Below are 26869 nucleotides of genomic sequence, written 5' to 3' on the forward strand. Positions count from 1 at the left end.
CCCCGCCCGAGCAGGGCAGTGCGCTCCCCATGCAAGAGCCAGTGCCCCGCCCGAGCAAGGCAGTGCGGTCCAACCGCAGGAGCCAGTACCCCGTCCGCACTGGGTGGTGCGATACACGTGCTGGGGCGGATGGCATCACCTCACCAGTGACGTCACTTCACCAGGCGCAGCGTCAGGGGATAGCGGAAGTTGCCTTCCGTCAAGGACGAGAGGCCGCCGACGATGGAGAGGACGACGGCCGCGACCCAGAGGACAGGCAGCAGCACGACGCCGATGACCGTGAACGGCAGCAGGACCGTCGCCCCCACCACCGTGATCTGGAAGTTGAGCGCCTCGAGCGCTTGCCTCCGGATATAGGGCGAGGTCTTGCCGCCGGTCAGCAACAGAATGAGCGGGCCGACGATCGGGATGCCGACGACCATCAGCAGGTGACCGACGGCGGCGCCGAGGCGTTCGTTGCTCTCCGGTGCGCGCTCAGGGCGGACAGGAGGTGGGAGCGGGGCGAGCCGGGGCGCGGCTTGGGCGCCGTACAGCTCGGTCATGATCGGCATCAGGTCACCGTGCGTGCGCGCCGTCATCGCGCGCTCCAGCCGGTCGTCGAACTCGAGCTTGTCGAAGCGCCCCTCCGCGTAGGCGGTCTTGACGTGCTCGACCACGTGCTCTCGGTCCTGGTTGGTGACGCGCAGATGAGCTGGCGGCACCTGTCCCGGCCCGGGGGTTTTCGGTACCCCAGCCATAATCGCCATGCCTCTCCCTAGTGAGTCGGGTAGTCACCTCTCATAGTGCGTCGCCAGAACCCTCGGGGCTATCGGGAGAATCCCGGATGTGTCCCCTAGATCATCCCCGACGCGCGTCGGCTCCAGACGGTATAAAAAGGATTCATGAGATGGCGAGACCGCTACGGCATTCGTCGGCTGCGTGGCCCCAAGGTCGCGAAGTTCGACCGCGAGGCGACAGACGCCGACATTGAAGCGCTCATCGCTTTCGCCCGTTCGCGGCGCGGCGTCGAGTTCTACGTCGAGCCCGAGACTTTCGCCACTGACACGACCGCTGTGGCGGTCGCCGACGACGGCGAGTGGACCAGGCGCAGGGTCGGCTCGCCCGCCGTGATCCACAAGGTTGCTCGCGATCTCGCCCTCCCGGTGTACGACGTCCAACTCACTGGGTACCCGCCGCGCATGCGCGCTTACAACGAGCGCCGCCGCCGCGAGGAAGACACGCTGTAACCGACCCCGACCCCACCCCGGTCCTCACGCGGCTGGCGGCTGGGCGTGCGCGAGCTCCGGCCGCCAGGGGAGGGAGACGCGTGCTGCTGGACCGGGTATCGGACCCCGTTGACCGAGACCGTGGAGCCCCAGTTCACGCGTCGCGTGGTGCCGAAGACGGCGTTGAACCGCCAGTCGGGCAGCGGATGCAGCCGGCGAGCACGGCATCCCCGGCGCGCCGTCGCCGTGGTGTCGAGGGGCCACCAGGTCCTGGCCAAGCGGTACGGCTACGCTAGGAAAGACCGCCGGAACCCCGTGGAGGCGGCCCGCAACCGGGTTCTCCACCGCGTCGCTCGCGAAGGCGCCCAGCACGGGGGTGAAGTGATCAAGCCACACGCCGCCCTGTGAATGGCCAGAAGAGATACCTGGCGACGTCGGTGTGGAGTGTCAGTTGTCCGGCTGCTGTCCGGCTGCGCGGTGTTGCCCGCCCACGCCTTCGCCGTCGATGTCCAAGGACAACTGCGCGACCTCAGGAGACATAACATGATCAAGACTGTGTTCCGGAGCGACTGTGTGCCGGCGGCCGAACGGCTGGCCCGCTTCGATGAGTTACAGGTCAACGGCAAGTACCCCATGCACGCCCTGAGCGACCGCCCTGAGGACTTCCGCGCCACGGCGCAGGAGCTGTATCTCGCCGGAGTGAACGTGACCAAGGTGACGTGCTCGCCGCTCGACGTGCAGCGGACACCGAAGCTGATCCGCGACAAGGACCCGGAGCTCTACTCGGTCGTCTTCGCCGCGCGCGGCGAGGTCGGCGTGGCCCAGGCCGATCGCGAAGCGACGCTGCGCGCACACGACTTCGCGTTGTACGACAGCTCGCGCCCCTCACTGCTGCGGATCGGTGCCGCGCGGGGAACCACGACTGTGGTGTGCATGCACGTTCCCCGCTCGCTGCTGCGCCTGCCTGCGAGCAGCGGCGACGACCTGATGGCACTCAGTCTGCCCGGACGGTCGGGTGTGGGTGCGCTGCTCACCCAGTTCCTGACGGGCCTGATCACGGGTGCCGCCCGTTACCGTGAGAGTGATGTTCCCCGGCTGCGAGGCGTGGCCGTCGACCTGCTGACCGCGGCGCTAGCTCACCACCTCGACGCCGCCGACGAGGTGCCGGACGACTCCCGTCAGCGCGTCCTGCTCCTGCGTGCCGAGGCGTTCGCCAGAGCCCACCTGCACGAGCCGCACTTGTCGCCCGGCACCGTCGCCGCCGCGGTGAACATCTCCGTCAGCTACCTGCACCGGCTCTTCCGCACGCGAGAGATCACCTTCTCCGCGTGGATCCGCCACCAGCGCCTGGAACGAGCCCGCCGCGACCTCGCCGACCCCGCCCTGCGCACGGTTCCCGTCCACCGGATCGCGGCCCAGTGCGGATTCAACGACCACGCCACCTTCACGCGTGCCTTCCGCGCCGCCTACCACGTCTCACCCCGGGACTACCGGGAGCTCACGCTCAGACTCCCGGCATGAGCACGCGACGACAAGGAAGGGCCCCGGCCCGCGCGGCGATCGCGGGGCCGGGGCCGCTGTCGAGCGTCGTTACCGGGTCACGGCCCGGGCGGAGCCGACGGGGACACCTTGGTCAGGACGCCGTCTATCGTCATGTAGAAGTCGACGTTCTCCCCCCAGTCCCGGTAGCCCATGCGGTACGCCGTCCGGAGCCGGCCCATCTCCCAGGCGGTGCCCAGGTTGTTCCTGGGGTCGGCCACCATCTCCCAGTTTCCGCCGGGGATCTTGTCGGCCCGCGCCAGCAGGGCGGTCAGCGCCTCGTCGGGGGTCTTGGCGAGTTGCTCCATGGCGTCGTCCGTGTAGACGCCGTCGAGGGTGAAGGAGATCTTGATCTGGGGCCTCCCCACCGCCTCGCTGACTGCCGCCATCCAGAGGCGCTGGCCACCGCCGCCCGGTACCAGGTCGCCCAGCCCTTCTCCTCTCTTGTTCAGGGTGAACGCAAGACCGGCCGGGTTCTTGGCGTTCAGGGTCTCGGCCAGGTCGTCGCCGTACTTGCCGATGCCGAGGACGAGATTGTCGCCCAGCTTTAAGACGTCCTCGATGGACACGCACTCGTTGTGGACGAGAATCGGGGTGGAGCCGGCGTACACGTAGTACGTGTGGTCGGTCTCGACCTCGAAGTTGTACACGTCCACCGGACCGGGCGTCACGGAGGTGGCGCGGACGAGGTCGGCGGCGCCGGTGGCGGTCTGGAGCGCGTCGCCGGGCCGGAGGTCCCGCGCCTCCGTCCAGCCCTTGCCCTGGACCCAGAAGCGGTGTCCCGGGCTGGCCGACAGCGTGCCGTCGTCCGTGGTGACCCGCGTCAGCGCTCCCACTGACCGGTGGAACAAGCGGGTGACGGTCCGCAGGGTCCGCGTGCCGGTGGCCGGGTCGGCGGACCACACCCGGTCGCCGACCCGGATGTCCTCGATCCTGCGTGGACCGTCCTCGGTGTCCACCAAGGTCCCGGCGGGGAAGCACTGGCCGGCCGACAGCGTCTTGGACACCGTGGCGTTGAGGCCGGAGATCGCCTCGGCGGGCAGCCCCGAGTAACGCAGCCGGTACAGGGCCGCCGCGATCCCGCCGGTCTCCCTCAGCGCCAGGCGCATGGCCATCGCGTACTTGAACCCGGTCGTGATCACCGGCGGGATGACGATCGAGCCGATGGCCCAGGCGCAGTCGGAGGTCGAGCCGCCGTCCTGACCGGACACCTTGCGCCAGCACCCGATGTAGTCCGCCAGCAGCGCGCTGGCCAGGTTCTTCAGGAAAGTCTCTACCAGCTCCTTGCCGTCGAAGTGGGTGCGCTTGGTGTAGCGGATTTCCAGGGGGCCGCTACCGAGGTAGTCGAGCTGGAGCGGCCCGGTGCAGTCGCCGATGTCGTGGCCGGGCATGGAGCAGGTCTCCAGGAAATAGCCCTGCGTCCCGTAGATGTGGTACTCCAGGTTGATGTCACAGCCGTTCGTCCCGGCGCAGACGTCCTCCAACGGGTTGACGTCGTACCGGACGTCGTCGCTCGGCAGGGCGATCAGGCCGGGGATGCCCGTCGGACCGGACCCGGAGGCCCTGTCCGCCTCGCGTCGCTGGTCCTCCGCCTCCTCGGCGCGCTCGGCCGCCTCCTGGGCCTCCTCGGCGTCCTCGCGGGCGCGGGCCGCGGCCGCTTCGGCGGCGGCGGCGTCCGCCTCGGCCTGGGTGGCCACGTCGCGGGCCTTGGCGGCGTCGCTCTCGGCCGCGCCGGCGGCGTCGCGGGCGGAGGCGGCGTCCTGCTCGGCCGCGTCGGCCGAGTCGCGGGCGTCGCTCGCGTACCCCTCGGCGGTGTCGGCCGCCGAGGCCGCCGCCGCCGCGTCCGCGGTGGCCTGGCGATCGTACTCGACGGTGTTGGACTCCGCCTTCACCGCCGCGGTGGCCGCCGACTTGGCCTCCGCGGCCGAGTCGCGGGCCTCGGCGAGCGAGGCCATGGCCTTGGCCGCGGAGTCGGCCGCCTGAGCCGCCGCGGTGGCCGCAGCCTTGGCATCCTCCGTGGCCTGGGCGGCCAGCTCGGCGGCCTCCTCCGCGGCGGCCTTGGCCTGGCTCGCCTTGGCCTGGGCGACGGCGGCCTGCTGCTCGGCGAGTGTCTTGGACGCCTGGCCGGTCAGCACAGCCAGACCGGCCGAGGCGTCGGTGTCCTTGTACGGCGAACCGAGCTCGATCGCGTCGTTGGCCGGCTGGATCACCTGCAGCGCGGAGCCGCGGGCGGCGATCGCCGCCTGTGCGGTGGAGTAGGCGTACCCGGCGGTGCGCACCGCGGTCCGGTGGGCCGCCTCGGCCTCGGTACGCGCGACCGCGGCATCCGCCTTGGCCTTGGCGGCCTTGGACTGGGCGGTGTCGGCGTAGATCTTGGCCATGCGCACGTTCTCGGCCGCGGCCTCGGAGGCGACGATGGCGTCGGCCGCCGCGGCGTGGGCCTTCTTGACCGCCGCGTTCGTGATCGCGACGTCCCGCTGTGCCGCGTCGGAGGCGGCACGTGCCCTTGAGGCGGCGGCCTCGGCCTTCGTGGCAGCCTCCCGCGCGGCGGTCGCGGCCGCGGTGGCGGCGTCGGCGGCGGCCCGCGCCTGGGTGGCGGCATCGGTCGCCCGGTCGGCCGCGGCCCGCGCCTGGGTGGCGGCGGCCCGCGCGCCCTCCGCGGCGTCGGTGCCTTCCATGGCGGCGGCGTGCGCCTCCGCGGCGGCGGCCTTGGCAACCTGGGCGTCCCGCTCCTCCTCGGCCTCCACGGCCCGGTCGCGCGCGTCGCGTGCCTTACCCTCGGCCTCCAGCGCGGCGTCCTTCTTCTGCGCCGCCGTGGCTCCCGCTGCCTCGGCGTCACTGAGGGCGGTGGCCGCGGCCTGCCGCTGGGTCTGGGCGGTGGCCTCCGCGGCGGCGGCCTTGGCCCGCTCACTGGCGGCGATGTCCTTCTGGGTCTTGGCGTTGTCGCGCTCGGCCTCGGCGGTCGCCCGCTGGTTCTTGGCGTCCGCGGCAGCGGCCTTGGCCGTCTGCTCGGCGGCCTCGGCCCTGGCCTGGGCCTGCTTGGCCTCGGTGGCGTGCGTCGCGGCCTCGGTGGCCTGTTCGGCGGCCCCGTCGGCGGCGGCCTTGGCCTGCGCGGCGGCCTCCTGGGCGGCGATGCGCCGGAACTCGGCCTGCGAGGCGTGCGTCTGCGTCTCGGCCAGCGCCATCAGCGTCTTGCTGTCGGCGGCTGAGGCGCGGGTGGCGTTGGAGGCGGTCTCGGTGGCCTTGGCCACGGCCTGCGCGGCGGCCGCCGAGGCCCGGGTGACCTGGACGGCCTGCTGGCCGTACAGCAACCCGCGCCCGCGGGGCAGCCCGGCCGCATCGGCGATGGCGTACGCAGCCTGCTGGGCGGCCACCGCGGCGGCGGCGTGCCGCTGCGCCGACTGCGCGGCCCGCGAGGCCACGAACACCCGGCCAAGCGCCATCGCCTGCGCCTTGACGATGTCGTTCTTGACGTTGGTGAACTCCGACGTGGACGGGTACGACGTCCCGGCGCTGTCGGGGGTCTGCTTCAGCCAGTACGCCTGCCAGTCGGCCAGCCGGACCGCGATGGTCGACTGACCGAGCGCTTCGCCCAGGGCCTGGGTGGCCACCTGCAGGTCGGCCGTGGCCTGCGCCTCCTCGCTGAGGATGGTGTCGCGCTGGGTACGCTGGCCGTCGACCTCCGCCCGCCACTCCGCCGAGGCCGTGGCGAACTCGGCCGTGAGCACCTCGTACGGGTCGGGCGGGTTGGTCGTGGTGCAGGAGGCGTAGCGCGCCTTGAGGTTCTCCACGTCGATCCGGAACTCCATGCTGTCCGGATCGGGCGCGCTGGTCCGGAACCCGCCGGCGGCCAGGAACGCGCGGGCGTCGTCGGCGTACATGGGGTGCCCGGTGGTCATGTCCTTCCAGGCACGCCACCCCTCGTAGTCGTCGCCGTCGGCGGGGTAACGCTCGGCCGCGATCTTGTTGACCGCGTCCTTGGACTCCTTGCCGGCCCGCGGGGTCTGGTCGGTGTAGAAGTCCTCTTCCATCTGCCAGAACCGGTCGCTGATCCAGCCGGACAGACCCACCTTGGCGAACGGGTTGTCCTCCTCCACCACCCACTGGAAGCCGGTCTGCGTGTAGCCGTCCGGGGGCGTGACCTGGAGGGACTGCTCCCAGACCTCGTGACGGTCGTACAGCTCGTCCATCTTGGCCGAGGCCCGCGCCTGATCCGACTCGAAGGCGGTGTGCAGCGGCGTCGCCGGGTCGTCGAAGTAGTCAGGGGCGGCGGCCTTGAGCAGGTCGTCGTCACTGCCGCCCAGCCCGGTGCGGGCGACGTTCTTGAGGTCCTGGCCGCCCTTGCGCTGCACGAGGTTCAGCAGGCACAGCGCCGCGCGTACGTCGGCGGCGTGGGCCAGGTCGTCACCCGTGTCGGCCAGCGCGGCGGACGGTGCAATCCCGGGAAGCGGGACAAACTGCGCGCCGGACACGAACACGGCGGCAGAGGTGAGGGCTGCGGCGGTTGCCCGCAGCCGCCCTAAAAGGGGCATACGCATGGTGAGCCATTTCTCTGAAGCGGTACGGACCCGCCGGAGGGACGATCAGAACAGGGCGTCGAGGCCGTTCCACCCCGTGCCGATCTGCACGCGGGGGGCGAACGGAGCCGAGGCGACGCCGGTGCCCTTGAACAGCCACAGCAAGCCGGTGGAGTCGCGGGCGATCAGGTCGGCCTTGCCGTCCCCGTCGTTGTCGCCGGTGGAGACCAGCGCGGTATAGAAGCCCCAGCCGGAGCCCACCGAGATGCGGGTGCCCAGAATGCCGTTTGCCGTGACGCTGCCCGTTCCCGGATAGAGGTAGAGGAGGCCGGTGCTGGTCTTGGCCAGCAGGTCGTTCTTGCCGTCACCGGTGTAGTCGCCGAAGCCGGCCAGGGCGTTCATGCTGTCCCAGCCGGCCGCGCCGGCCTGGACCCTGGCGGCCAGGGTGCCGTCGGGGCGACCCTGGTAGAGCCAGAGCGCGCCGGCGGTGTCACGGACGATGAGGTCGGAGGTCGCGGTGCCGCCCAGGTTGCCGGGCGTCATCACCAGGTTGTTGAAATACCAGCCCGAGGCGACGACCGTGGTCTCGGTGCCACGTTCAGAGGTGTAGTAGAGAGACGCACCCAGCAGGAAATACAGATCATTGCGCCCGCTCCCGGAGATGCCGGTACGCACGATCGCGGTGGCCGCGGAGAAGCCGCCGCCCAGGTCGACGGGCGATCCGAAGCCGCCGCCGGGCTTGGGCTCGTACGCCAGCAGGTGGCCGTCACTGCTCCTGCGGGCGAACAGAGGCAGCGCCGGCGCGGCCGTCACCGCCTGGACCGCCCGCGCTGAGGCGGCGGCCGCGGGGGACAGGACCGGGGCGGCCGCTAAGACGGCGACTAAGGCCGCCGCCGGCAAGGCTCTGGGCCACGATATGGCCCGCCGCACGGCGGTGATGAACGCATTTGTCATTCGACGCGACCTCACAGATCCAAGAAAAGCTCGAAACCGGTATGGAGCGTGGCATCCGGCCGTTTGGTCGTCACCATGAGCTCGGCGCTTTCCCAATCAGCGCAGCCCTCGCCTGGCGTTGCACCCGATAGGTGATCAAACTTTGCGCCACGGTTCTGGCACGTCCCCACGCGGGGTGTGAAGTCGCGATCTTGGACCTGCTCTCTGGCAGAACGCACAAGATTGCCGCAGCGAGAACCAAGGGGCGTGTGTCGAAGCGGTCCGCGCCGTGTCGCCACAGGCCGGCCGTGCCTCTGCTTGCCATTGATTTGCCCCTCCAAATCAGCCGGGGCGGCCGACGGCGCCAAAAGCTGATCTGTTGCCATGGGCGGCTCTGTCGCATGCCACCCACTGAGGATGCCGAGCGGCGAGGCAGAAGTCTTTGATGAGCAGTGGCCACAGTTTGACGATCCGTGTCAGCTTCGGTCCTGGGACGGTATGCGGTCGATTGGTGATGTCGTCGGATGGCGCCGGCGCACGATGGCACACGCCAACGCCTTACTTCGTGCTCTCCTGAGGGTGTGATGCGCGGCAATGGTGCCTCGAGCCAAGGGCTGCTCAGGCGGCGGTTGCGGGGTCAGTCGGGTGCGGTTTGCGGGTCCTCGTCGTCCAGCAGGTTGACCAGGGGGAGGAGCCAGGACGGGTGGGGCGGGCCCATGGCGGCGTCGAGCTCGGCCGGGGTGGGGAGGCGGTTTCGGAGGATGGTGGGCGAGAGAAGGTTCTGGAGGGCGTGCATGAGGAGGTTGGCCATCGAGTAGCCGGGGTCGATGGTCAGGGCGCGCTCCAAGGCGATGGTGGCCTGGACGCTGTTGCCCGCCCGCCAGGCGGCCATGGCCAGGAGGGATGCCGCCGGTGGGGTGAAGCGCGGCTCCAACCTGCGGGTCAGGTCCTTCCAGAGGAGTGCGTGGGAATCCTGCATGAGAGTCCAGGCCTCGTCTCGGACTCTGGTGATTGCCAGGGCCAGGCCCAGCTCAGCGGCGTCCTCGTCGTCCAGGCGGCCGCCCTCCTCGTGGGTCCGCAGGGCTGAGCGAACCCTGGCCAGGCTCTCTGACACGTACTGCGTGGCGAAGGTGTCGAGGTTTGGGGTGGCCGTCAGGCCGGCCTGGAACCCTGTGATCGCGTCGGCTGTGGCCCGGCGCATCGCCATGCGTACGGGACCTGTTATGGGAGCGATGGTACGTTCCAGGGATTCGCGGTCCGGGAGGGCCACCAGGCCGCGCACCGTCGCCTCGGCGGCGATCTGGCTGGTGGACAGGTCGTACGGTGTGCCTTCGGCCGGGCAGCACGTGGGCAGGTCGCAGATGTAGGACCAGTAGCGACCCTCGTGCGCTCGTAGTGCTTCGCCCACGTGGACCTCGGTCTTCGCCGCGAGGAGCCTCGCCTCGTCGACTGCCGGCGTGACCAGCTCTCCTGGGCCGTAACCGACGAGGACGATCTCCGTCACGCCCTCCCGGTCGAAGACGGGCTCCAACGCGGTGAGCGTGCCCGGCGGGAACGGGAGGCTCCACCTGGCCACCACCTTGGCCCGGCGGCGGTCGAGACCGATCACGATGAGGCTGGACTTCGGGTGGAAGCCGACGAGGTAAGGCACGGCGGCCAGGATGTCGGTGGGGGTGGTCAGAGTGAGGCAAGGCTCCGGATCGAAGGTGGAGCTGGTGGTGGTGGTGAGGGAGGAGGTCGGGGCGGGGTGGTTGGTCGTCATGGGCCCTTAGGGTGCCCGGGTCGGTCATCCGGGCGTCGGGCCGAACGCGGTTCTGGGGATGGGGGCGGCATGCGTGGCCGGGGTTGTGGATAACGGCTCCTGGCCTCCGTGGTGTGGGGCACGAAGCCGTGATCCCCATGGTGCGCCCCCGAATCGGTGGCCCGCACACCGTGCAGCCCCGATGTGATGTCTCGCATGATGTGAAACCCGACGCGGTGGCTCCCATGACGCACCATCCCGACGCAGTGGGCTTTCTTGACGCGAAGCCCCGGCGTGGCAGCCGGAAGTGGGTGACGCGTGGGAGCCCGCCGACGGTGGAAGTGGCCCGTGAGGGGGTGGCGGAGGGCTAGGAAGCGGGGGCCAGGCGGGTGCGTACGAGGAGGGCGGCGCCGGCGACGGCGGCCGGCATCGCGATGACCGCCACGAACGGCACCAGGAACAGCAGGAACACCACCACCCCGAACCCCAGCGCACTGGCCTTGTTCGCGCGCAGCAGCGCGAAACGTGCCTTACGGGCCATCCCCCGCCGCTCCAGCGCCAGCGTGGTGAGCTCCACTGTCAGGAAAAATCCGGAAACGATGGCTCCGAGCACCGGCACCACCGTCTGCCCCACCACGGGCACGAAGCCGAGAAAGAACAGCGGGACAGTGAAGAGGAGCACGTAGAACAGGGTGACCAGGCTGTCCCTGATCGAGCGCGGCAACGTACGCCACCACGGCTGCTCGTCCTCCGACTTCAGCACGTCCACCGCGGCCGACAACCGCTCGTAGAACGGCTCCCCGATCGCCAGGGTGATCGCGGTGAACGTCAGCACCGCCAGCGCCAGCCCGCCGAGGAACAGGGCGATCCCCACCAGCGTCCGGAACAGCTCCCGCCAGCTCCACGAATCCGCGAACGGCGTCAGGAACGTGGCAACGTCAGTGGCGTTCGTGCCGAGGAAGATCAGCGCCACCACGTACACGGCGAACGCGATCAGCGCCGGGATCAACCCGAACAGCCACCACCGGCCGTTCCTGGCGACCCACCCCAACCCCTGGAAGAAGAAGCCGACGCCGGACGTGAAGTCGCGCAGTGATCGCATGCCCGGCAGGCTAACGCCAGAATGACGTCACCGCGTAGCCGAGCTCCTCGAACAGGTCTCGCACCAGCGGCAGCGAGATGCCGAGCACGTTGCCGTGGTCGCCCTCGATGCCCTCGACGAACCACCCGCCGCGCCCATCGATGCTGAAGGCCCCCGCCAGGCTGAGCGGCTCTCCCGTGGAGACGTACGCGGCGATCTCCTCGTCGGACGGCTGGCCGAAACGCACCACGGTGGTGGCCACCTGGGCCGCCTGCTTGCCGGCGGCGACGTCGATCACGCAGTGGCCCGTCACCAGGCGCCCCGTGCGCCCCCGCATGAGCCGCCACCGCGCGGCGGCCTCCTCCTGCGTGGCGGGCTTGCCGTACGGGCGGCCGTCGAGCTCGAGGATCGAGTCGCAGCCGATGACCAGGCCCTCGTCCAGCCCGCTCGCGACCGCCTCCGCCTTCGCCTTGGCCAGCACCAGGCTGAGGGCCGCCGGGCTGTGCGCGGAGAACGACTCCTCGTCGACGCCGCTGACGATCACCTTGGGGTCGAGGCCGGCGCTGCGGAGGAGGGTCAAGCGTGCGGGAGAAGCTGAGGCCAGAACGATCACCTGACCAGCCTACCGGCGGCCAGGACGTCACCAATCCGGGTTGGAGCTCCCCGGCGCCAGCTCGTGACCGTCCGGGGCCCCGTGCCCGCCCGCGCGCAGACCCGGCTCGTACGGCCCGCCCTGCTGCAGCACCGCGTCGCCGAAGATCGTGTCGAGCAGCCCTTCGATCAGGTCGCTCAGACCGCCGGGCATGGCCGTCTGCTCGCTGTTCAGGTGGTCGGCCACGGCGTCCGCGTCCATGTCGTGGCTCGCGGCCCGGTTGGCGAGCAGAGACATGATCATGGGGGCGATCAGGGGCAGCAGCTTGATGACGGTCCCGGAGTCGATCCCGGCGAACTGCGACAACCCGGTCGCCGCCTGCTCCGTCCCCTGGCCACCCAGCACGTGGCCGAGGATGTTGTGCCCGTCGCGGGTCAGCGAGGCCACGTCGCCGCTGAACGGGTCGGTGTCGACGTGGTCGTCGAGCGCCCCGCGCAGGGCCTCGGCCCCCTCCGGGTACTGGGCGTTGCGGGCCATGCCCCCGATGATGGTGCCCGACACGGCCTGGACCACGTCGCGGGCCGTGGTCGTGTCCGTGCCGAGCATCCCGGCGATCTGTTCCAGTCCTGAGTCTCCGAGCTCGGCGAGGAGCTCGTCATTCAGCGTCACGACAGTCCCCCGATTCGTCAGGCCCTCGATCGTTCAGCCCCTCGATCGCCAGGCCCCTCGATCGTCGTTTGGGGAGGGTTCCCCAAACGAGACCGAGCCAACGCCCGATTTGCGCTAATTCTCGGAAAAACCCGCAGGCTGGGGCTCCGGCGCGGCCGCGGAGCTGATCAGGCCCGCCGCCGCGTACGCGCTGGCCTCGTCGAGCGTCTCGTGCTCGAGCAGGGCCTCCACGATGGCGTTGAGTTTGTCGCGGTTGTCGCTGAGGATCTGGATCGCGCGCTCGTAGCACTCGTCCACGATCCGCCGCGCCTCCTCGTCCACGGTGGCGAGCGTCGCGGGCGACGCCTGCGGCTGCTGGCCGTCGCTGGGCAGGATGGTCAGCGGGCCGACCTTCTCCGACATGCCCCAGCGCCCGACCATGCCCCGGGCGATCATGGTCACCTGCTCCAGGTCGTTCTCGGCGCCCGTGGTGATGACGCCGTACACGACCTGCTCGGCCGCCATCCCGCCGAGCGCGCCGGTGATGCGCCCGCGCAGGTACTGCTCGTCGTAGGCGTACCGGTCGGTGTCGGGGGTGGACAGTGTGACGCCGAGCGCCCGCCCGCGCGGGATGATCGAGATCTTCCTGACCGGGTCGGCGCCCGGCTGGAGCATGCCGAGCAGCGCGTGCCCGGCCTCGTGGAAGGCGGTCCTGGTGCGCTCCTCCTCCGGCATGACGATGCTGCGGGCCGCGCCGAGCTGCAGCTTCTCCAGCGCGTCGGCGAAGTCGGACATCGCGACCTTCTCCCTGCCGCGCTTGGCGGCGAGCAGGGCGGCCTCGTTGACGAGGTTCGCGAGGTCGGCGCCGGTCATGCCGGGGGTGGTCTTGGCGAGCTGGTCGAGGTTGACCTCTCCGTCCAGCGGCACGCTGCGCGTGTGCACCGCCAGGATCGCGGTGCGGCCGGCGGCGTCCGGCAGGCCCACCTGGACCGTGCGGTCGAAGCGCCCGGGACGCAGCAGCGCCGGGTCGAGAACCTCGGGACGGTTCGTGGCCCCGATGACGATCACGCCCTCGGCGCCCGAGAAGCCGTCCATCTCGGTGAGGATCTGGTTGAGCGTCTGCTCGCGCTCGTCGTGCCCGCCGAGGCCGCCGGCCCCGCCACGGGCCCGGCCGATGGCGTCGATCTCGTCGATGAACACGATCGACGGCGCCACCTTCCGCGCCTCCTCGAAGAGGTCACGCACTCGCGAGGCGCCGACGCCGACGATCATCTCGATGAACTCCGAGGCGCTGGCCGAGAAGAACGGCACCTTGGCCTCGCCCGCGACCGCCCTGGCCAGCAGCGTCTTGCCGGTGCCGGGAGGGCCCGCGAGCAGCACGCCCTTGGGCAGCTTCGCGCCGAGCCTGCGGTATTTGTCCGGGTCCTTGAGGTAGTCGACGATCTCGACGAGCTCGTTCTCCACCTCGTCGATGCCGGCGACGTCGTCGAACGTGACGCGCACCTTCGCGGCCTCGACCGGCTTGGCCGCCTTGGACTTGCCGATCCCGCCGATCCCGCCGCCCATCAGGCTGGCGCCGCGGCGCATGACCCAGATCCACAGCCCGGCCAGCAGCAGCACGGGCAGCAGCGACAGCAGCAGGTTGGAGAAGAAGCCGCGTGTGAGCGGCTTGGAGGTGATCTCGACCTGGCCGGTGTTGAGCTGCTGGTCGAGCTGGTCGGTGTTGGCGAAGGCCGGGATCTCGGTCGCGAACTTGGTGTAGGTGGAACTGCTCTCGGGATTCTTCGCCGCCGACCTCAGGTCGCCCTCGACCGACAGGCCCTGGGCGTAGATGTCCTTGACGTTCTTGGCGTTCACCTGCTTGGTGAACTCGGTGTACGAGATCGTCTCGACGGATCCGCTGTCGACGAACGAGGACACCACGAAGAAGCCCGCGTACACCACGAGCAGGGTGACGATGAACCGCCACCAATTGATCTTGGGCCGACCTCCGGGTGTGCCGGGCAGGCCCTCCGAACGCCAGGGCGGCTTGCCCTTGCCGTTCTTCGGAGCCTGCGGCGTTCCAGAGCGTTCCACGGCGTCACTCCCCACATCGCCGCATACATGATCTTTCTAGCCTAGAACACGCACTCCTGCGACCACGCGGCCGATGTCACGCCACTGCTTGCGCTGCGAGTCAGGCACTGTGACGAACGCCAGTCCCGGCTTACTCATTCCCCCGTCCATGATCACGACGGCCGCACGCGACTGGTGTTTCCCGTATTTGACCCGATAAATGAGCATCCAGCCGTGTTTGACCGGTTGCGAGGCGAGCCAGGTGATCTTGGAGCCCTGGGGGTGGTGGTTGAGCGTCCAGCGGGCGGCCAGCAGCGCCGTGTCGCGCGGGGACTTCTGCCGCATGATCGGGAGCGGGCAGGTGACGAAGATGCCGCGCATGCTCGTGCCGCGCTGCTTGGGGAGCACCTGCTTGGTGGTGAACGGCGCCGCACCGGACGTCTTCCACGGCTTGGACAGGTCCGGTACGGCCAGCCCGGTGCGCACGTCCTTGACGACCCGGCGAGAGGGCTTGGGCAGGGCCATCCGCTTGACCTCGCGCGTCAGCCTGGGCACGCGCGGGTCGGCGTACAGAGCCTCCATGGCCGTGTAACCCGGCGCGAGCGACGAACCGGGAGAAGGCACCGCCTTCGCGGTGGCGGCAGGGGAGGGTGCGGGGCCGGACGAGGACGGTGCGGCCGGCGGCGCGGTTACCGGCCCCGCCGCGACCTCGTCCGGCCCTGACGGGAGCACCGCGACCAGCGTCGCGGCCGCGGCCGCGACTGCGGCGACCACGGCGAGCCCCCGATACACCACCCGCATCCGGAGATCTCCGATGCGGGAGCGTCTGGGCGGAGAAGCAGGGATTCCAGGTCTTACCGTGGTTCTCACTTGGGAACCCTTGATCTCTTCTTCCCCATCGAGCACGAGCGGAGCGTACGACATATCCCGCCATCGCGTCCTAGAAGCGACCGAAGTGCAATCATGGCTTCGTGCATCAGGTTGAGCTGCGATTCGACCACGCCTCACGGGCGTCCCAGACCCACACGAACCTCTCGGCGATCCGGCAGAGCTCCACCGGTCTCTGGGTGGCCGGCGACGAGACCGCGACCTTCGAGCATCTGGCGTGGACGGGCGACCACTACGGCGCCCAGCGCACGTTCTCCCTGGCAGACTACGTCAGCCTTCCCGCGGGGCCCGAGGACGAGGCCGACATCGAGGGCCTGGCCCGGGCGGACGGCCATCTCTGGCTGGTCGGCTCACACAGCCTCAAGCGCAAGAAGGTCAAGTCGAAGGACCCGGAGAAGGCCGCCTACCGGCTGGCCACGGTGGTCAGGGAGGAGAACCGGTTCATCCTGGTCCGCCTGCCCCTCCACGGCGAGGTCCCCGGCCCTGGAACGGTCCTGTCGGGCAAGGACAACCTGACCACGCACCTGCGCGACGACCGGCACCTGGCCCCGTTCCTCGAGCTGCCCGGCAAGGACAACGGGCTCGACGTCGAGGGCATCGCCGTCGTGTCCGAGCAGGTCTACATCGGGCTGCGCGGTCCCGTGCTGCGGGGCTGGGCGGTGGTGCTGGAGCTGCGGCTCGACGACGCGGGCAAGGGACGGCTATGGCTGCGGGAGCCGTACCGCAAGCACTTCCTGGACCTGGGCGGGCTGGGCGTGCGGGACCTGTGTCCGGACGGCGACTCGCTGCTGATACTCGCCGGGCCGACCATGGACCTCGACGGTCCCGTACGTGTCGTGCGCTGGCGGCCCGGCGGCAAGCGCCAGGAGGTCGTTCCCGAGGACGGGCTGGAGACGGTGATCGAGCTGCCCTACGGCGTCGGGTGCGACCATCCCGAAGGGCTGGTCCGGCTGGACGACGGCAGGCTCATGGTCGTCTACGACAGCCCGTCGCCCGCGCGGATCACCCCGGCGGGCGGCGTGCTGGCGGACGTCTTCACGATCTAGCCACGCGCCCCTTGAGCCAGGGCGCGTCCGCCACGAACGTGCACGAGCCCGGCTCGATCTCCGTGAACCCGGCGTCGCGCACCACGGGCAGCCCCGCGGCGACCATCGCGTCGAAGTCGCCCGGCGAGGCCGCTGTGCGCACGGAGACCGCGAGGCCCCGAGCGCGCCAGGCGTCCCGCTCGGCCGCGTCGCTGGCCCACCAGGCGAGCTGGGCGGCGTGCCCGGCCTGCGCCATGGCCTTGCCCGCGGACATGGCCAGCTCGGGGTTGGCCCACAGGATCGGCGGCTCGGCCGGCGGCGGATCGGCGGTGTCACTCAGCTCGGTGCCGCCCACCTGCAGCCGCGCGAGGTCCCGCGGCCAGCCGTCGAGCGGCACGGGCGGGTGTACGCGTACCTCGGCCGTGCGGTGCTCGACTGTGCGGCCAGGCAGCGCGACCGCCCTGCGCCACTCGGCGCCCCTGGCCCGTCGCACCACCTTGCGGATCTTGCCGGTCGACTGCCAGGCGTGCAGCTCGGCGGCCCACTCCCCCGGGTCGTCCAGCAGGCTCAATACGGCCATGGCGGCCGCTTCCAGGGCGTCGGTGCGCTCGGGGGGAGCGGCCCTCTCGATCCTGACGACCAGCGGCAGGACATAAAGCTCGGAGTTCATCGTGCTCTAGCATGCCCGATCGCCACCGACATGCCTGAAGCCAGGAGGCACAGAGCGCCGGCGCCGTACCAGGCGAGGTCGTAGGCGCCCAGGTGGTCGCGGGTGAGGCCGGCCGCGACCGCGGCGAACGCGGCCCCGACCTGGTGCGAGCCGAACACCCACCCGAACACCACGGCCCCGTCGGCCCCGTAGATCCGCCTGCACAGCGCCACCGTGGGCGGCACGGTGGCCACCCAGTCGAGCCCGTAGAACACGATGAAGATCAGCATGCTGGGCTCGGTCGTGGCCGCGAACAGGCTCGGCAGCACCATCAGGGAGAGCCCGCGCAGCGCGTAGTAGACGCCGAGCAGCACCTTCGGGTCGATCTTGTCGCTGAGCCAGCCGGACGCGACCGTGCCCACGATGTCGAAGATCCCGATGATCGCCAGCAGGCCGGCCGCGACGGGCTCGGCCATGCCGTGGTCGTGCGCGGCGGGGATGAAGTGCGTGCCGACCAGGCCGTTCGTGCTGGCGCCGCAGATCGCGAAGCCGCCCGCGAGCAGCCAGAACGGCCGCGTCCTGGCCGCCGAGGCGAGCACGGTGACCGCCCTGACGGCCGCGTTCACCTTGCCCGGCAGGGTGCGGACCGCGTCCGGCTCCGCGCCGAGCGCCGTCGTGCCCACGTCCTCGGGCCGGTCGCGCAGCAGCCACCACACGAACGGCACCACGGCCAGCGCCGCCCCCGACACGGTCAGCGAGGCGAACCGCCACCCCGGCCCCATCGCGAGCTGGGCGAGCACGGGCAGGAAGATCAGCTGCCCGGTGGCGCCGGCCGCGGTGAGCACACCGGTGACCAGCCCGCGGTGCCGCACGAACCAGCGGTCCACCACGGTAGCGGCGAACACCAGCGCCATCGATCCCGTACCGAGCCCCACCAGAACGCCCCAGAACAGCAGGAGCTGCCAGCTCGCCGTCATCAGGACGGTGAGGCCGCTGCCCGCGGCGATCAGCAGCAGCGCGACGGCGACCACCCGGCGCATGCCGAAGCGGTCCATCAGGGCGGCGGCGAAGGGGGCGGTCAGGCCGTAGAGCACCAGGTTGATCGAGACGGCCAGCGAGATCGTGCCGGCCGACCAGCCGAACTCCTCCTGCAGCGGGGTGATCAGCACGCCGGGGGTGGCGCGGAACCCGGCCGCGCCCAGGATCGCCACGAAGGCGACGGCCGCGACGAACCAGGCCCTGTGCAGGCGGCGGCGCGTGGGGGTGGTGCTCAAGGTCATGCGCCAATCCTGCTTTATCCGCTTTCATGGATACGAGTGGCCGGATAGCCAATATGTGAAAGAATCCGGCCATGACACATCGGATCGCGGTCGTCGCGCTCAACCACTTCGCCACGATCGACCTGGGCGTGCCCGGACAGGTGTTCGGGGTGGCCGAGACGGCGGGCGGCGAGAAGCTGTACGAGGTGGTGACCTGCTCGGAGGGGCGCATGCCGGTCCGCTGTTCGGCGGGCTACAGCGTGCTGCCCGACCACGACCTCGATGTGCTCGACAGCGCCGACACAGTCGTGGTGCCGGGGATCCACGGCGGACGGGCGATGCGGGACGGCACGATCTCCGCGGCGCTGGCCGAGGCGCTGCAGGGGCGGCCTCGTACGATGTCGATCTGCACGGGGGCGTTCGTGCTGGCGGCGGCGGGGCTGCTCGACGGGCGCCCGGCCACCACGCACTGGCGCGACGCGGACCGCTTCGCCCGGCTGTTCCCGCAGGTGAAGCTGGATCCCGACGTGCTGTTCGTGGACGACGGCGACGTGCTGACCTCGGCAGGGGTGGCGGCCGGGATGGACCTGTGCCTGCACGTGATCAGGCGCGACCACGGCAGCGAGGTGGCCAACCGGGCGGCCCGCCGCTGCGTCATGCCGCCGTGGCGGGAGGGCGGCCAGGCCCAGTACATCGACCGGCACCTGCCGGAGGCGGGCGGCGGCACGGCGGCCACGCGCGACTGGATGCTGGCCCACCTGGAGCGCCCGCTCGACCTGACCGCGCTGGCCGAGCACGCGAGGATGAGCGTGCGCACGTTCACCAGGCGTTTCCGCGAGGAGACCGGCCTGAGCCCGGCCAGGTGGCTGAACGGTCAGCGGGTCCAGCACGCCAGGCACTTGCTGGAGACGACGGACCTGGGCGTGGAGGAGGTGGCCAGGACGGCGGGGTTCGGAACGGCGGTCTCGCTCCGCCAGCACCTGCACGCGGCCGTCGGAGTTTCGCCGCTGGCGTACAGGCACACCTTCCGCCGGGCCTGAGTTCTTGTGGCAAATGCCACAATTCCCCCTAGAATCACCGCAAGAAGATCGTCTAGGAGGGGTCATCACATGGCCGACGCGGACCGCATACCCGCCGGGATCAACCCGAACGTGCCCAGCGTCGCCCGCATGTACGACTACTACCTCGGCGGGCGGGACAATTTCGCGTCCGACCGCGAGGCGGCCGAGAAGATGATGGAGATCGGCCGCAAGATGGGCAACGACGCCCGCCAGATCGCCCTCGCCAACCGCGGCTTCCTCGGCCGGGCCGTGCGCCTGCTCGCCGAGTCGGGCGTGCGCCAGTTCATCGACATCGGCGCGGGGCTGCCCACCCAGGACAACGTTCACCAGGTGGCCGAGCGGCACGCCCCAGGCTCCCGCGTCGTCTACGCCGACAACGACCCGATCGTCCTGACCCACGCCCGCGCGCTGCTGGCCAGGGAGCCCAACGTCATCGCGATCGAGGGCGATCTCAAGGACCCCGACGCGATCCTCGACGACCCGCGCGTCGCCGGGCACCTCGACCTGTCGCAGCCGTACGCGATCCTGCTGGTCGCGGTGCTGCACTTCTTCCCGGACGCCGGCGAGGCCGCGCAGATCGCCGCCCGCGTCCGCGCGCGGCTCGGCTCCGGCGGTTACCTGGTGCTGTCGCACCTGTACACGGGCGACGCGTCGGAGGAGGCGAACCGGGAAGGCAGACAGGTCTACTCGGCCACGTCCTCGGGCGGCGTGGCCGGTCGCGGCTACGCCGACATCGTCTCGTACTTCGACGGCCTCGAGCTGCTCGGGCCGGGCGTGGTGCCGGTGGCGGACTGGACGCCCGAGGCCCCTCCCGACGGCCCGTACGACCTCGTCAGAGGCGGCATCCTGGCCGGCGTCGGCCGCGCCTAGGACCGGTCGGGAGCGAACGGGGCGCCCGACGTCCGCGCCCTGAGCAGGATGACCAGAGCCTCCCCGAGCAGCCCGACCCCGATCGACAGCGCGATCGACCTGGCCTCGGCGTGCATGCCGGCGGCCACTGCCAGCGCGCCCACGCCGAAGCTGATCGCGAACGTCACCACCCAGACCACCAGCGTCTTCCACGTGTAGCGCTGCCAGAGCACGCCCTGCCTCGGGAACACCACGGTGGTCGCGGCCCGCACCACGCCGAACCCGAGGCCGAGCACCGCCGTGACGGCCAGCCACGCCATGTCGAGGCCCGACAGCTCCACCTGCGACAGGCCGTGGGCGCCGATCGCGACCAGGATCACCGGCGGCACGAACACGTCCTTGGCGACCAGGGGCTGGCCCGCCATCCGCCGCGCCACGACGTAGACGACCAGGCCCACAAGAGCCACTGTTTTTAGCATGTCCATGCCAAATAAAGTAGCAGGGTCATGCTATAAAGAACACATGCCCAAGCTCGTGGATCCGGACGTTCGCAGGGACGAGGTGGTCGACGCGGTGTTCCGCGTCGTGCGACGGGCCGGTCTCGAGCAAGCCTCGCTACGCAATGTGGCGGAGGAGGCCGGGTTGGCCATCGGCTCGGTCCGGCACTATTTCACCGGGCACACGGAGTTGATGGTGTTCGCGATGCAGGCGTCCATCGAGCGGGTGAGCGCGCGGCTGGAGGCGCGCATCGGCCCGCTGCTGGCCGAGCACGACCAGGGCGCGCGGGCCGAGGGCGTGGAGCTGATGTTGTCGGAGCTGCTGCCGCTGGACGAGCGGCGGCGGGACGAGGCGACGGTCTGGCTGGCGTTCGCGATGGCCGCGCGCACCCGCCCCGAGCTCCGGCCACACGCGGAGGCGGCCTACGACGGCATGCGGCGGCTCATCAGCCGGATCCTGGACCGCGTCGCCAGGCATCGGCCGCTGCGCGGTGACGCCGGCGTGGAGACGGAACGGCTGTGCGCGCTGATCGACGGGCTCACCGTCGAGGGCGTGCTCCACCCCGACCGGATGACGCCCGCGCTGATGACACAGGCGCTACGCCGCCACCTCGAGACCCTCACCGAACCAGGTCCGTAGGGCCTCGTCGAGCGTCTCGTCAGGGGTGCCCGCCCAGGCCACGTAGCCGTCGGGGCGCACGAGCACCGCGTCGGCTCCCTCGACGGGCACCACGTGCACGCGCCCGTGCCGCACGCGCAGGCCGCCCGTGCCGTCGAGCAGCACGGGCCTCGCGCGGGCGGCGGGCTCGGCCGGGAGGTCGGGCAGGAACCGGCCGGCCAGGGGGTGCGCCGGCGCGGGCATCCGGTAGGCCAGGTCCGCCCCGGCGAGCATGGAGGCGATCCGGCGGCGGGCGTCGTCGTCGCCCAGCAGCTCGCCGAACACCTCGCGCAGGGCCGTCACCTCCGGCCCCGGCGCGGCGAGCGCGAGCTGGGCCTGGGTGTGCATGGCGACCCGTAGGGCGGCCGGACGGCGCTCGGCGTCGTAGGTGTCGAGCAGCCCGGGCGGCGCCCATCCGCGTACCTCGGCGGCCAGCTTCCAGGCCAGGTTGGCGGCGTCCTGCAGGCCGAGGTTGAGGCCGGGCGCGCCCATGGCCGAGTGGACGTGCGCGGCGTCGCCCACCACGAACACCCTGCCCTCGCGGTAGCGGTCGGCGACCCGGGTGTTGCGGCCGTTCAGCCGCCTGAGCAGGTGCGGGCCCTCGCCCGTGGGCCCGGCGAGCGGCAGGTCGGCGCCGAGCACGCGGGCCAGGCTGCCGCGCAGCTCGTCGAGCGTCATCGGCACGTCGTCGTCGGGCGCCGAGGCGTCCCACTCCATGGCGCTGACCGTCAGCACCCCGGGTCCTGCCGGGAGCATCGCGTACGCGCCGCGCTCGGTCCTGTTCCAGGCGTAGAGCACGTACGTCCCCAGCCCCGGGACCTCCATCTCGGCCCGGTCCGGCCTCATCACGGCCCCCGGCACGGTGACGTGCGCGGCGCGGCTCACGACATCGGTCTTGGTGACTCCGGGGAAGCCGATGCCGGCGAGCTTCCTGACCATGCTGTGGGCGCCGTCGCAGCCGGCCAGGTAGCGGGTGCGCAGCTCGTACGCGCCCCCGGGACCCCGAAGTTCGAGCGAGACGCCGTGCGGGTCCTGGGTGAAGCCGAGCAGTTCGTGACCGCGCCTGATCTCCACGCCCAGCTCGAGCGCCCGCCTCTCGAGCAGCTCCTCCAGGGCCGGCTGCCTGATCTGCAGCGCGTAGAGCGGATTGTCCTCGAGCCCGGCCAGGTTCAGCGGCAACGCGCCGAACACGAAGCCCGGCATCGGCGCGTCCTCCACGGCGAGGCCGCGCTGGTGGAGCAGCCTGACGACCTGGCCGACGATGCCGTTGGCCTTGGGCTGGTCGCTGCGCTGCGGCAGGCGTTCGAGGACGGTCGGGCGTACTCCGGCCAGGGCCAGCTCACAGGCCAGCATCAGCCCGTTGGGGCCGCCGCCGGCGATGACGATGTCCATGTGGTGTCTCCTCAGAGGGAAGGGTCGGGCAGCCCGGCGGCCAGCGCGCTCAGGGCGTCGCGCAGCAGGGGCAGGAGCGGGACCGGCGGGTCGGAGCGCAGCCAGTGGGCGACGGCCGTCTGCACGGCGGAGCCCGCGGTGACGGAGACGAGGTGGGGGTAGAGGTCGCGGGCGGCGTCGGTGCCGGTGCGCTCGGCCACGGCCGCGGCCAGCTCGCCGTTCCCGGCGAACATCACCTGCAGCGACTCCGCCTGCAGCGCGGGCTCGTCCGCCAGCATCCTCATGCTCGCCAGCAGCTCGGGGGCGGGCGCCACGTCCGTGCCGGCCTGCGCCCAGGGCTCCACCATGGCCTCGGCCAGCGCCTCCCACAGCGGCTCCTCGGGCGGCCGGGCCCGCAGCACCGCCACGGAACGCCTGATGCGGTCGGTGTGGCGGGCGGTGATCGCCTCGTACTTGCTGGAGAAGTAGTTGTTGAACGTGCGAGGCGAGACACCGACCTCGGCGGCGATGTCCTCGACGCGTACGCGCTCCAGCCCGCGTTCGTGGGCGAGCCGGAGGGCGGCCGTCATCAGCGCCTCGCGTGTGGCCTGCTTCTTCCGCTCCCTCAACCCGCTCATGGGACACGGTAGGCCAAATAGTGCGGACTCAGCAAGTTTTCTGAGTACGCAAAATTCCTTGCCTGGCTAGATTGAGAGGGTGTCCCGCGCGGAGGCGTTGATCAGGGAGCTGGACCGCGCCCGGGTACCACCGCTTCAACCCCGCGGTCTGGCGACTCCGTCCAGGTAGGCCACGGCGCCCGCGCAGGCCGCCGCGACGAAGAGCGCGACCGGATAGGCCGGCACGGCGCGGACCAGCAGGACGTTGTGCAGCAAGCCGACGATCACCGTGAGCTGGGCGGCGATCAGCGGCTCAGGCCGGGCGCGGCGTGCCTGGGCCGCCATGACCAGCAGGACCGCGAGCACCGGAAGGTAGGCGGGGGCTCCCCCGTAGTCGGAGGACCCTACGGAGTACAGGCCGCTCATGGCGAAGGCGACGAGGATCGTGGCCACCGTGCTCAGCACGATGGGCAGCCGAGGGTGGCCCGCCCGCCAGTCCAGGACCGCGCGCAGGACGACTGCGAGGGTGAGGACACCCGCGGCCGCCAGTACGAGCGCCTCGCCGCCTTCCCCAGCGATCATTCGCGGGGCGACCAGGTCGATGACGACCAGTGCCAGAGCGACCAGCCCCCCGACTGCCGCCGCAGCCCTGCCCACGCCCTTGTGGGTCAGGGCCATCTCGGCGAGCACGACCAGGATGATGAGCAGTGCGCCCGCGAGGAGCGGCGCATCTTGTGCCCTGAGTTCCCCGGCCCATGGCAGCCGGGCGAACAGGCCCAGGTCGAGCGCCGCCAATCCGGCGGCCGCTCCTAGCACATACGCGCGCCTGCGTCCGTCCGGGAGCAGGCCGGTCGCGACCGCCGCAGCCGCCATGAGCATGATCCAGAGCGGGAGTTCGCCCTGCGGCGCCACGGGGAAGCGCTGGAAGCCGATGCCGGCGTCCATGGGCCCGGTCATGACGAGGAGCGCCGCAAGGAGGGCGAGCACCCGCCGGACCAGCTCCCACCGCCGCCCAGGGGCAGCGGTCACCGGCTCCACACCGTCGCCCGCCACCTCCGTGGGCCCCGGGACGTCGGCCGTTGACTTGTCCATCCGCAGCGCACCGGCCGCCGTCTGTGCGTGCACGACCTCCGGGATCACCGCCGGGTCCGGCGCGGCGGCGGGCTCCGTTACCGGCCCAGATGGCCCGTCACTTCCGGCGGCCGACCCGCCGATGGCGGCCGTCGACTCCCCGATCGCGCCCGCCGCAACCGCGCCGGCCCCCGCTGCGCCGGCCGTGGAGGGCGGCGCCGGTTTGGCTGGTGTGCTCGGCATGCCGTCCTCCGGTCTTCGCGCCGGGCGGGCGAGGGCGCGGGCGGCGGCGGCCGAGACCATGCGGCTGTCGTCGTCGGCCAGCTCCTCCAACGCCAGCCGGGCCGCCAGCGCGAGCCCGCCGTGGCGGCTGCGCAGCAGCCGCTCCAGCGACTCCACCGTGCCGGCCCTGATCTTGGCGATCGGATGGTCGATCGCCTCCTGCAGCTCCGGAGGGAGCGGCGCGGGCCGGTCCACGGGACGGCCTCGCCGCGCGATGATCAGGTCGCCCTGCACGTCGAACATCCACTTCCCAGGCGTCTGGTCGGGCGTGACCGCACGCACCCGGTCGTAGACGTAGTCGTACAGCTCTTCGATGTTCACGTAGCCGTCCTGGTCGCGGTCGGCGTCGCCGGTCTCCAGCCCCTCCACCAGCGCGCTGGTGAAGACCGAGGGCGACGTCTCCCGGGTGTCGGCCAGGTCGGACCCGTCGAAGGCGTACTCCATGGCGTTGGAGGCGGTGATGACCACCCGCCCGCGCCCCCCGAACTGCTCCTCCACGTGGACGTCCGCACCCGCCCTCGGCAGCGCGCCACGCGTGAAGGCGCCCGCGTAGCAGCAGTCGAGCAGCAGCACGATGCTCCGGCACCGGCTGCGGTCCATCCGCCGGTTGACGAACTCGGCGGACACGGCGGTCGCGGCGAGCCGATTGAGCTTGGTGCTGGGGGTTGCGAAGTAGAGCTCACCGCTGCCGTCCTTGACCCCGTGGCCGGAGAAGTGCAGCAGGAGCAGGTCGTCGGGGTGCCGGTCGGCGAAGAACTCCTCCACGGCCTCGTTGACGACAGCGGTGGGCTCGTTCAGCATCGTGCGCACGTCGAACCCGCCGACCGCCTCGTCACCCAGCACTCTGGCCAGCGCCTCGGCGTCGAGCGCCGGCGCCCGCAGCCGCCGCAGCCCGGGATCCCGGTATTCGTCGCTGGCCACGATCAGGGCTGTGCGCCTGCCCGCCCGTATGGGCTCATCCGACTGCCTGCGGCGTAACCAGACCTCGGTCAGCCGGCGCTGCTCGGCGGAGCGGATGCCGGTCAGCTCGAGCACGTCCCCCTCTATGTCCAGCTTGACCGAGCGGTGCTGGTCGCGGGTGAGCCAGGCGGTGACCGCGTTCACGATGGCGCCGAGCACCTCCGTGCCGGCCAGCGCGATCACCAGCCCGCCCAGCGTGAACGACAGGACCGCCCTGGCCCCTTCGGGCGCCTCGCCCTCCTCGGCGGCACTCGCCACCACGCCGAGGCCGAGCAACTCGTCGCGGAGCCTCGCGGCGGCGTCGTCCAGCTCCTGCGGATCGGCGGCGGCATCGACCACCTGCAGCCGTAGCCTGGTCGTCTCACTCACCATGGGCCACCCCTCAAGGCAGCTGGAGGACCGTGTCGGATCGCATTCTAAGCATCACGGTCAGTGCGAGTCAGCGCCTTTCCGCCGCTCTTCAGGCGCCGGGGAGGCGCTTTTCGAACCAGTGGTGCGCGTACGGCTCGTCGCTGAACGGCGCCACCTCCTGGTATCCGGACGCGCGATAGAGCGCGATGGCCTCGCCGAGTGCCCGGTTGGTCTCCAGCCGCAGCGTACGAATGCCGTTCGCAGCCGCCTTGTCCTCGGCCTCCGCGAGCAGCCGCCGCCCGAGCCCCAGCCCGCGGACGGCCGGGTCCACCCACATCCGTTTGATCTTGGCGGACGCGGTGTCGCGGTGCAGCTTCAGCGCCACGCACCCGACCGGCTCGGCGTGCAGCGCGGCGACCAGCAGCACCCCGGCCGGGGGCCTCAGCTCCGCGTCGGCGGCGGGGCTGCGGGCCGGGTCGAAGCCGCCCTCGAACCGGTGGGCCAGCTCGTCGGCGTACGCCTGGACGCAGTGGCGCGCGCTGGGATGACGTGGGTCGAGGACGTCGATCCTGACCATGGAGGCGATGAGCAGGCGCTCGACCTCGGACATGGCGGCCACCAGGCGGTCGCGCTGCGTGCCGGAGAGCGGCTCGAGAATGGACGCGGCCGCCTCGTCGGACCTGCGATCCAGCTCCGCGCGCTCGGCGAGCCCCGCCTGGGTGAGCCGGGCCGTGCGGACCCGGCCGTCGGAGCCGTCGTCGTCGACGACGACCAGGCCGTCGGCCTCCAGCGACCGCAGCAACCTGCTCATATAGCCGGAGTCGAGCTCGAGCCGCGCCCGGAGCGCGCGCACCTCGCTGCCCTCCGCGCCGATCTCCCAGAGCACCCGCGACTGCCCGAGCGGCCGGTCCCTGGCCAGGAACCTGTCGTTGAGCGCTCCGATCCGCTGCGTCACGGTCCGCTGGAACCGACGCACCTGCCCAATGGTCATGCCGTCCATTCCTCTGACCTTAGTCAGAG

General features: G+C 71.3%; 23 protein-coding genes. 7 read left to right on the forward strand and 16 right to left on the reverse strand.

The window, feature by feature from the left end; all coding sequences use genetic code 11:
- Window positions 1–152 precede the first annotated feature (152 nt).
- Complete coding sequence (locus tag ACQPWU_RS43480; protein ID WP_433431501.1) at window positions 153–746, reverse strand: DUF1707 and DUF4870 domain-containing protein; 594 nt, start codon at window positions 744–746, stop codon at window positions 153–155.
- A gap of 135 nt (window positions 747–881) precedes the next feature.
- Between ACQPWU_RS43480 and ACQPWU_RS43485 the strand changes: the two genes are divergently transcribed.
- The 3 genes from ACQPWU_RS43485 to ACQPWU_RS43495 all read left to right on the forward strand — a co-directional run bounded on the left by ACQPWU_RS43485 (window position 882) and on the right by ACQPWU_RS43495 (window position 2726).
- Complete coding sequence (locus ACQPWU_RS43485) at window positions 882–1226, forward strand: hypothetical protein (protein ID WP_344989334.1); 345 nt, start codon at window positions 882–884, stop codon at window positions 1224–1226.
- 108 nt (window positions 1227–1334) lie between these two features.
- Entirely contained in the window at window positions 1335–1613 is a 279-nt protein-coding gene (locus tag ACQPWU_RS43490; protein WP_433445589.1) for a hypothetical protein, read from the forward strand.
- Between the two features lie 135 nt (window positions 1614–1748).
- Window positions 1749–2726 (forward strand): helix-turn-helix domain-containing protein, encoded by a 978-nt coding sequence (locus ACQPWU_RS43495; protein ID WP_433431502.1) that lies wholly within the window; start codon window positions 1749–1751, stop codon window positions 2724–2726.
- A 77-nt stretch (window positions 2727–2803) separates the two neighbouring features.
- On the opposite strand, the gene ACQPWU_RS43500 is transcribed toward ACQPWU_RS43495, so the two are convergent.
- From ACQPWU_RS43500 to ACQPWU_RS43535, 8 genes are all read right to left on the reverse strand, one after another.
- Window positions 2804–7276, reverse strand: a complete 4473-nt coding sequence (locus tag ACQPWU_RS43500) for a polymorphic toxin-type HINT domain-containing protein (protein ID WP_433431503.1) — start codon at window positions 7274–7276, stop codon at window positions 2804–2806.
- Between the two features lie 51 nt (window positions 7277–7327).
- Entirely contained in the window at window positions 7328–8215 is an 888-nt protein-coding gene (locus ACQPWU_RS43505) for a hypothetical protein (RefSeq protein WP_433431504.1), read from the reverse strand.
- Window positions 8216–8831: 616 nt separating this feature from the next.
- Window positions 8832–9956 carry a DUF4192 domain-containing protein gene (locus ACQPWU_RS43510; protein WP_433431505.1) on the reverse strand — a complete coding sequence of 375 codons (1125 nt, stop codon included), beginning with the start codon at window positions 9954–9956 and terminating at the stop codon, window positions 8832–8834.
- A 346-nt stretch (window positions 9957–10302) separates the two neighbouring features.
- On the reverse strand, window positions 10303–11037 hold the full coding sequence (locus ACQPWU_RS43515) for an EI24 domain-containing protein (RefSeq protein WP_433431506.1): 735 nt from the start codon (window positions 11035–11037) through the stop codon (window positions 10303–10305).
- A 10-nt stretch (window positions 11038–11047) separates the two neighbouring features.
- On the reverse strand, window positions 11048–11629 hold the full coding sequence (locus tag ACQPWU_RS43520) for a Maf family protein (protein ID WP_433431507.1): 582 nt from the start codon (window positions 11627–11629) through the stop codon (window positions 11048–11050).
- A 27-nt stretch (window positions 11630–11656) separates the two neighbouring features.
- Complete coding sequence (locus ACQPWU_RS43525) at window positions 11657–12277, reverse strand: DUF937 domain-containing protein (protein WP_433431508.1); 621 nt, start codon at window positions 12275–12277, stop codon at window positions 11657–11659.
- 114 nt (window positions 12278–12391) lie between these two features.
- Entirely contained in the window at window positions 12392–14332 is a 1941-nt protein-coding gene (gene ftsH / locus ACQPWU_RS43530; RefSeq protein ID WP_433431509.1) for an ATP-dependent zinc metalloprotease FtsH, read from the reverse strand.
- Window positions 14333–14368: 36 nt separating this feature from the next.
- Complete coding sequence (locus ACQPWU_RS43535; protein WP_433431510.1) at window positions 14369–15112, reverse strand: hypothetical protein; 744 nt, start codon at window positions 15110–15112, stop codon at window positions 14369–14371.
- Between the two features lie 170 nt (window positions 15113–15282).
- On the opposite strand from ACQPWU_RS43535, the gene ACQPWU_RS43540 reads away from it, so the two are divergent.
- Window positions 15283–16245 carry a DUF3616 domain-containing protein gene (locus tag ACQPWU_RS43540; RefSeq protein ID WP_433431511.1) on the forward strand — a complete coding sequence of 321 codons (963 nt, stop codon included), beginning with the start codon at window positions 15283–15285 and terminating at the stop codon, window positions 16243–16245.
- On the opposite strand, the gene ACQPWU_RS43545 is transcribed toward ACQPWU_RS43540, so the two are convergent.
- Together ACQPWU_RS43545 and ACQPWU_RS43550 are read right to left on the reverse strand one after the other, a co-directional pair.
- Window positions 16235–16894 (reverse strand): peptidyl-tRNA hydrolase, encoded by a 660-nt coding sequence (locus ACQPWU_RS43545; protein WP_433431512.1) that lies wholly within the window; start codon window positions 16892–16894, stop codon window positions 16235–16237. The two genes, ACQPWU_RS43540 and ACQPWU_RS43545, sit on opposite strands and share 11 nt — an antisense overlap.
- A complete protein-coding gene (locus ACQPWU_RS43550) occupies window positions 16891–18153 on the reverse strand; it encodes an MFS transporter (protein WP_433431513.1) in 1263 nt (420 codons plus the stop codon). The genes ACQPWU_RS43545 and ACQPWU_RS43550 overlap by 4 nt, the downstream gene beginning before the upstream one ends.
- Before the next feature lie 71 nt (window positions 18154–18224).
- Here ACQPWU_RS43550 and ACQPWU_RS43555 point away from each other — a divergent pair, with 71 nt between their 5' ends.
- On the forward strand, window positions 18225–19172 hold the full coding sequence (locus ACQPWU_RS43555; RefSeq protein WP_433431514.1) for a GlxA family transcriptional regulator: 948 nt from the start codon (window positions 18225–18227) through the stop codon (window positions 19170–19172).
- Between the two features lie 69 nt (window positions 19173–19241).
- On the forward strand, window positions 19242–20063 hold the full coding sequence (locus tag ACQPWU_RS43560) for an SAM-dependent methyltransferase (RefSeq protein ID WP_433431515.1): 822 nt from the start codon (window positions 19242–19244) through the stop codon (window positions 20061–20063).
- Here the strand turns inward: ACQPWU_RS43560 and ACQPWU_RS43565 are convergent.
- Window positions 20060–20509 carry a hypothetical protein gene (locus ACQPWU_RS43565; protein WP_433431516.1) on the reverse strand — a complete coding sequence of 150 codons (450 nt, stop codon included), beginning with the start codon at window positions 20507–20509 and terminating at the stop codon, window positions 20060–20062. The genes ACQPWU_RS43560 and ACQPWU_RS43565 overlap by 4 nt on opposite strands.
- Window positions 20510–20564: 55 nt before the next feature.
- On the opposite strand from ACQPWU_RS43565, the gene ACQPWU_RS43570 reads away from it, so the two are divergent.
- Entirely contained in the window at window positions 20565–21179 is a 615-nt protein-coding gene (locus ACQPWU_RS43570) for a TetR/AcrR family transcriptional regulator (protein ID WP_433431517.1), read from the forward strand.
- On the opposite strand, the gene ACQPWU_RS43575 is transcribed toward ACQPWU_RS43570, so the two are convergent.
- The 4 genes from ACQPWU_RS43575 to ACQPWU_RS43590 all read right to left on the reverse strand — a co-directional run bounded on the left by ACQPWU_RS43575 (window position 21138) and on the right by ACQPWU_RS43590 (window position 26840).
- The gene (locus ACQPWU_RS43575) at window positions 21138–22589 is read right to left on the reverse strand and encodes an FAD-dependent monooxygenase (RefSeq protein WP_433431518.1); all 1452 of its coding nucleotides are present in this window, start codon (window positions 22587–22589) and stop codon (window positions 21138–21140) included. The genes ACQPWU_RS43570 and ACQPWU_RS43575 overlap by 42 nt on opposite strands.
- A gap of 11 nt (window positions 22590–22600) precedes the next feature.
- Window positions 22601–23206, reverse strand: a complete 606-nt coding sequence (locus tag ACQPWU_RS43580; RefSeq protein WP_433431519.1) for a TetR/AcrR family transcriptional regulator — start codon at window positions 23204–23206, stop codon at window positions 22601–22603.
- A gap of 135 nt (window positions 23207–23341) precedes the next feature.
- Complete coding sequence (locus ACQPWU_RS43585) at window positions 23342–25870, reverse strand: caspase family protein (protein ID WP_433431520.1); 2529 nt, start codon at window positions 25868–25870, stop codon at window positions 23342–23344.
- An 88-nt stretch (window positions 25871–25958) separates the two neighbouring features.
- A complete protein-coding gene (locus ACQPWU_RS43590) occupies window positions 25959–26840 on the reverse strand; it encodes a bifunctional helix-turn-helix transcriptional regulator/GNAT family N-acetyltransferase (RefSeq protein WP_433431521.1) in 882 nt (293 codons plus the stop codon).
- Between the last annotated feature and the right edge of the window lie 29 nt (window positions 26841–26869).

The organism is Nonomuraea sp. CA-141351, from assembly GCF_050944675.1.
In the GTDB taxonomy this organism is placed as follows: domain Bacteria; phylum Actinomycetota; class Actinomycetes; order Streptosporangiales; family Streptosporangiaceae; genus Nonomuraea.

Coding starts and splice junctions, on each gene's coding strand:
- ACQPWU_RS43480 (WP_433431501.1), bottom strand. CDS start 746: ATGGCGATTATGGCTGGGGTACCGAAAACCCCCGGGCCGGGACAGGTG.
- ACQPWU_RS43485 (WP_344989334.1), top strand. CDS start 882: ATGAGATGGCGAGACCGCTACGGCATTCGTCGGCTGCGTGGCCCCAAG.
- ACQPWU_RS43495 (WP_433431502.1), top strand. CDS start 1,749: ATGATCAAGACTGTGTTCCGGAGCGACTGTGTGCCGGCGGCCGAACGG.
- ACQPWU_RS43500 (WP_433431503.1), bottom strand. CDS start 7,276: ATGCCCCTTTTAGGGCGGCTGCGGGCAACCGCCGCAGCCCTCACCTCT.
- ACQPWU_RS43505 (WP_433431504.1), bottom strand. CDS start 8,215: ATGACAAATGCGTTCATCACCGCCGTGCGGCGGGCCATATCGTGGCCC.
- ACQPWU_RS43510 (WP_433431505.1), bottom strand. CDS start 9,956: ATGACGACCAACCACCCCGCCCCGACCTCCTCCCTCACCACCACCACC.
- ACQPWU_RS43515 (WP_433431506.1), bottom strand. CDS start 11,037: ATGCGATCACTGCGCGACTTCACGTCCGGCGTCGGCTTCTTCTTCCAG.
- ACQPWU_RS43535 (WP_433431510.1), bottom strand. CDS start 15,112: ATGCGGGTGGTGTATCGGGGGCTCGCCGTGGTCGCCGCAGTCGCGGCC.
- ACQPWU_RS43545 (WP_433431512.1), bottom strand. CDS start 16,894: ATGAACTCCGAGCTTTATGTCCTGCCGCTGGTCGTCAGGATCGAGAGG.
- ACQPWU_RS43550 (WP_433431513.1), bottom strand. CDS start 18,153: ATGACCTTGAGCACCACCCCCACGCGCCGCCGCCTGCACAGGGCCTGG.
- ACQPWU_RS43555 (WP_433431514.1), top strand. CDS start 18,225: ATGACACATCGGATCGCGGTCGTCGCGCTCAACCACTTCGCCACGATC.
- ACQPWU_RS43560 (WP_433431515.1), top strand. CDS start 19,242: ATGGCCGACGCGGACCGCATACCCGCCGGGATCAACCCGAACGTGCCC.
- ACQPWU_RS43570 (WP_433431517.1), top strand. CDS start 20,565: ATGCCCAAGCTCGTGGATCCGGACGTTCGCAGGGACGAGGTGGTCGAC.
- ACQPWU_RS43575 (WP_433431518.1), bottom strand. CDS start 22,589: ATGGACATCGTCATCGCCGGCGGCGGCCCCAACGGGCTGATGCTGGCC.
- ACQPWU_RS43580 (WP_433431519.1), bottom strand. CDS start 23,206: ATGAGCGGGTTGAGGGAGCGGAAGAAGCAGGCCACACGCGAGGCGCTG.
- ACQPWU_RS43585 (WP_433431520.1), bottom strand. CDS start 25,870: ATGGTGAGTGAGACGACCAGGCTACGGCTGCAGGTGGTCGATGCCGCC.
- ACQPWU_RS43590 (WP_433431521.1), bottom strand. CDS start 26,840: ATGACCATTGGGCAGGTGCGTCGGTTCCAGCGGACCGTGACGCAGCGG.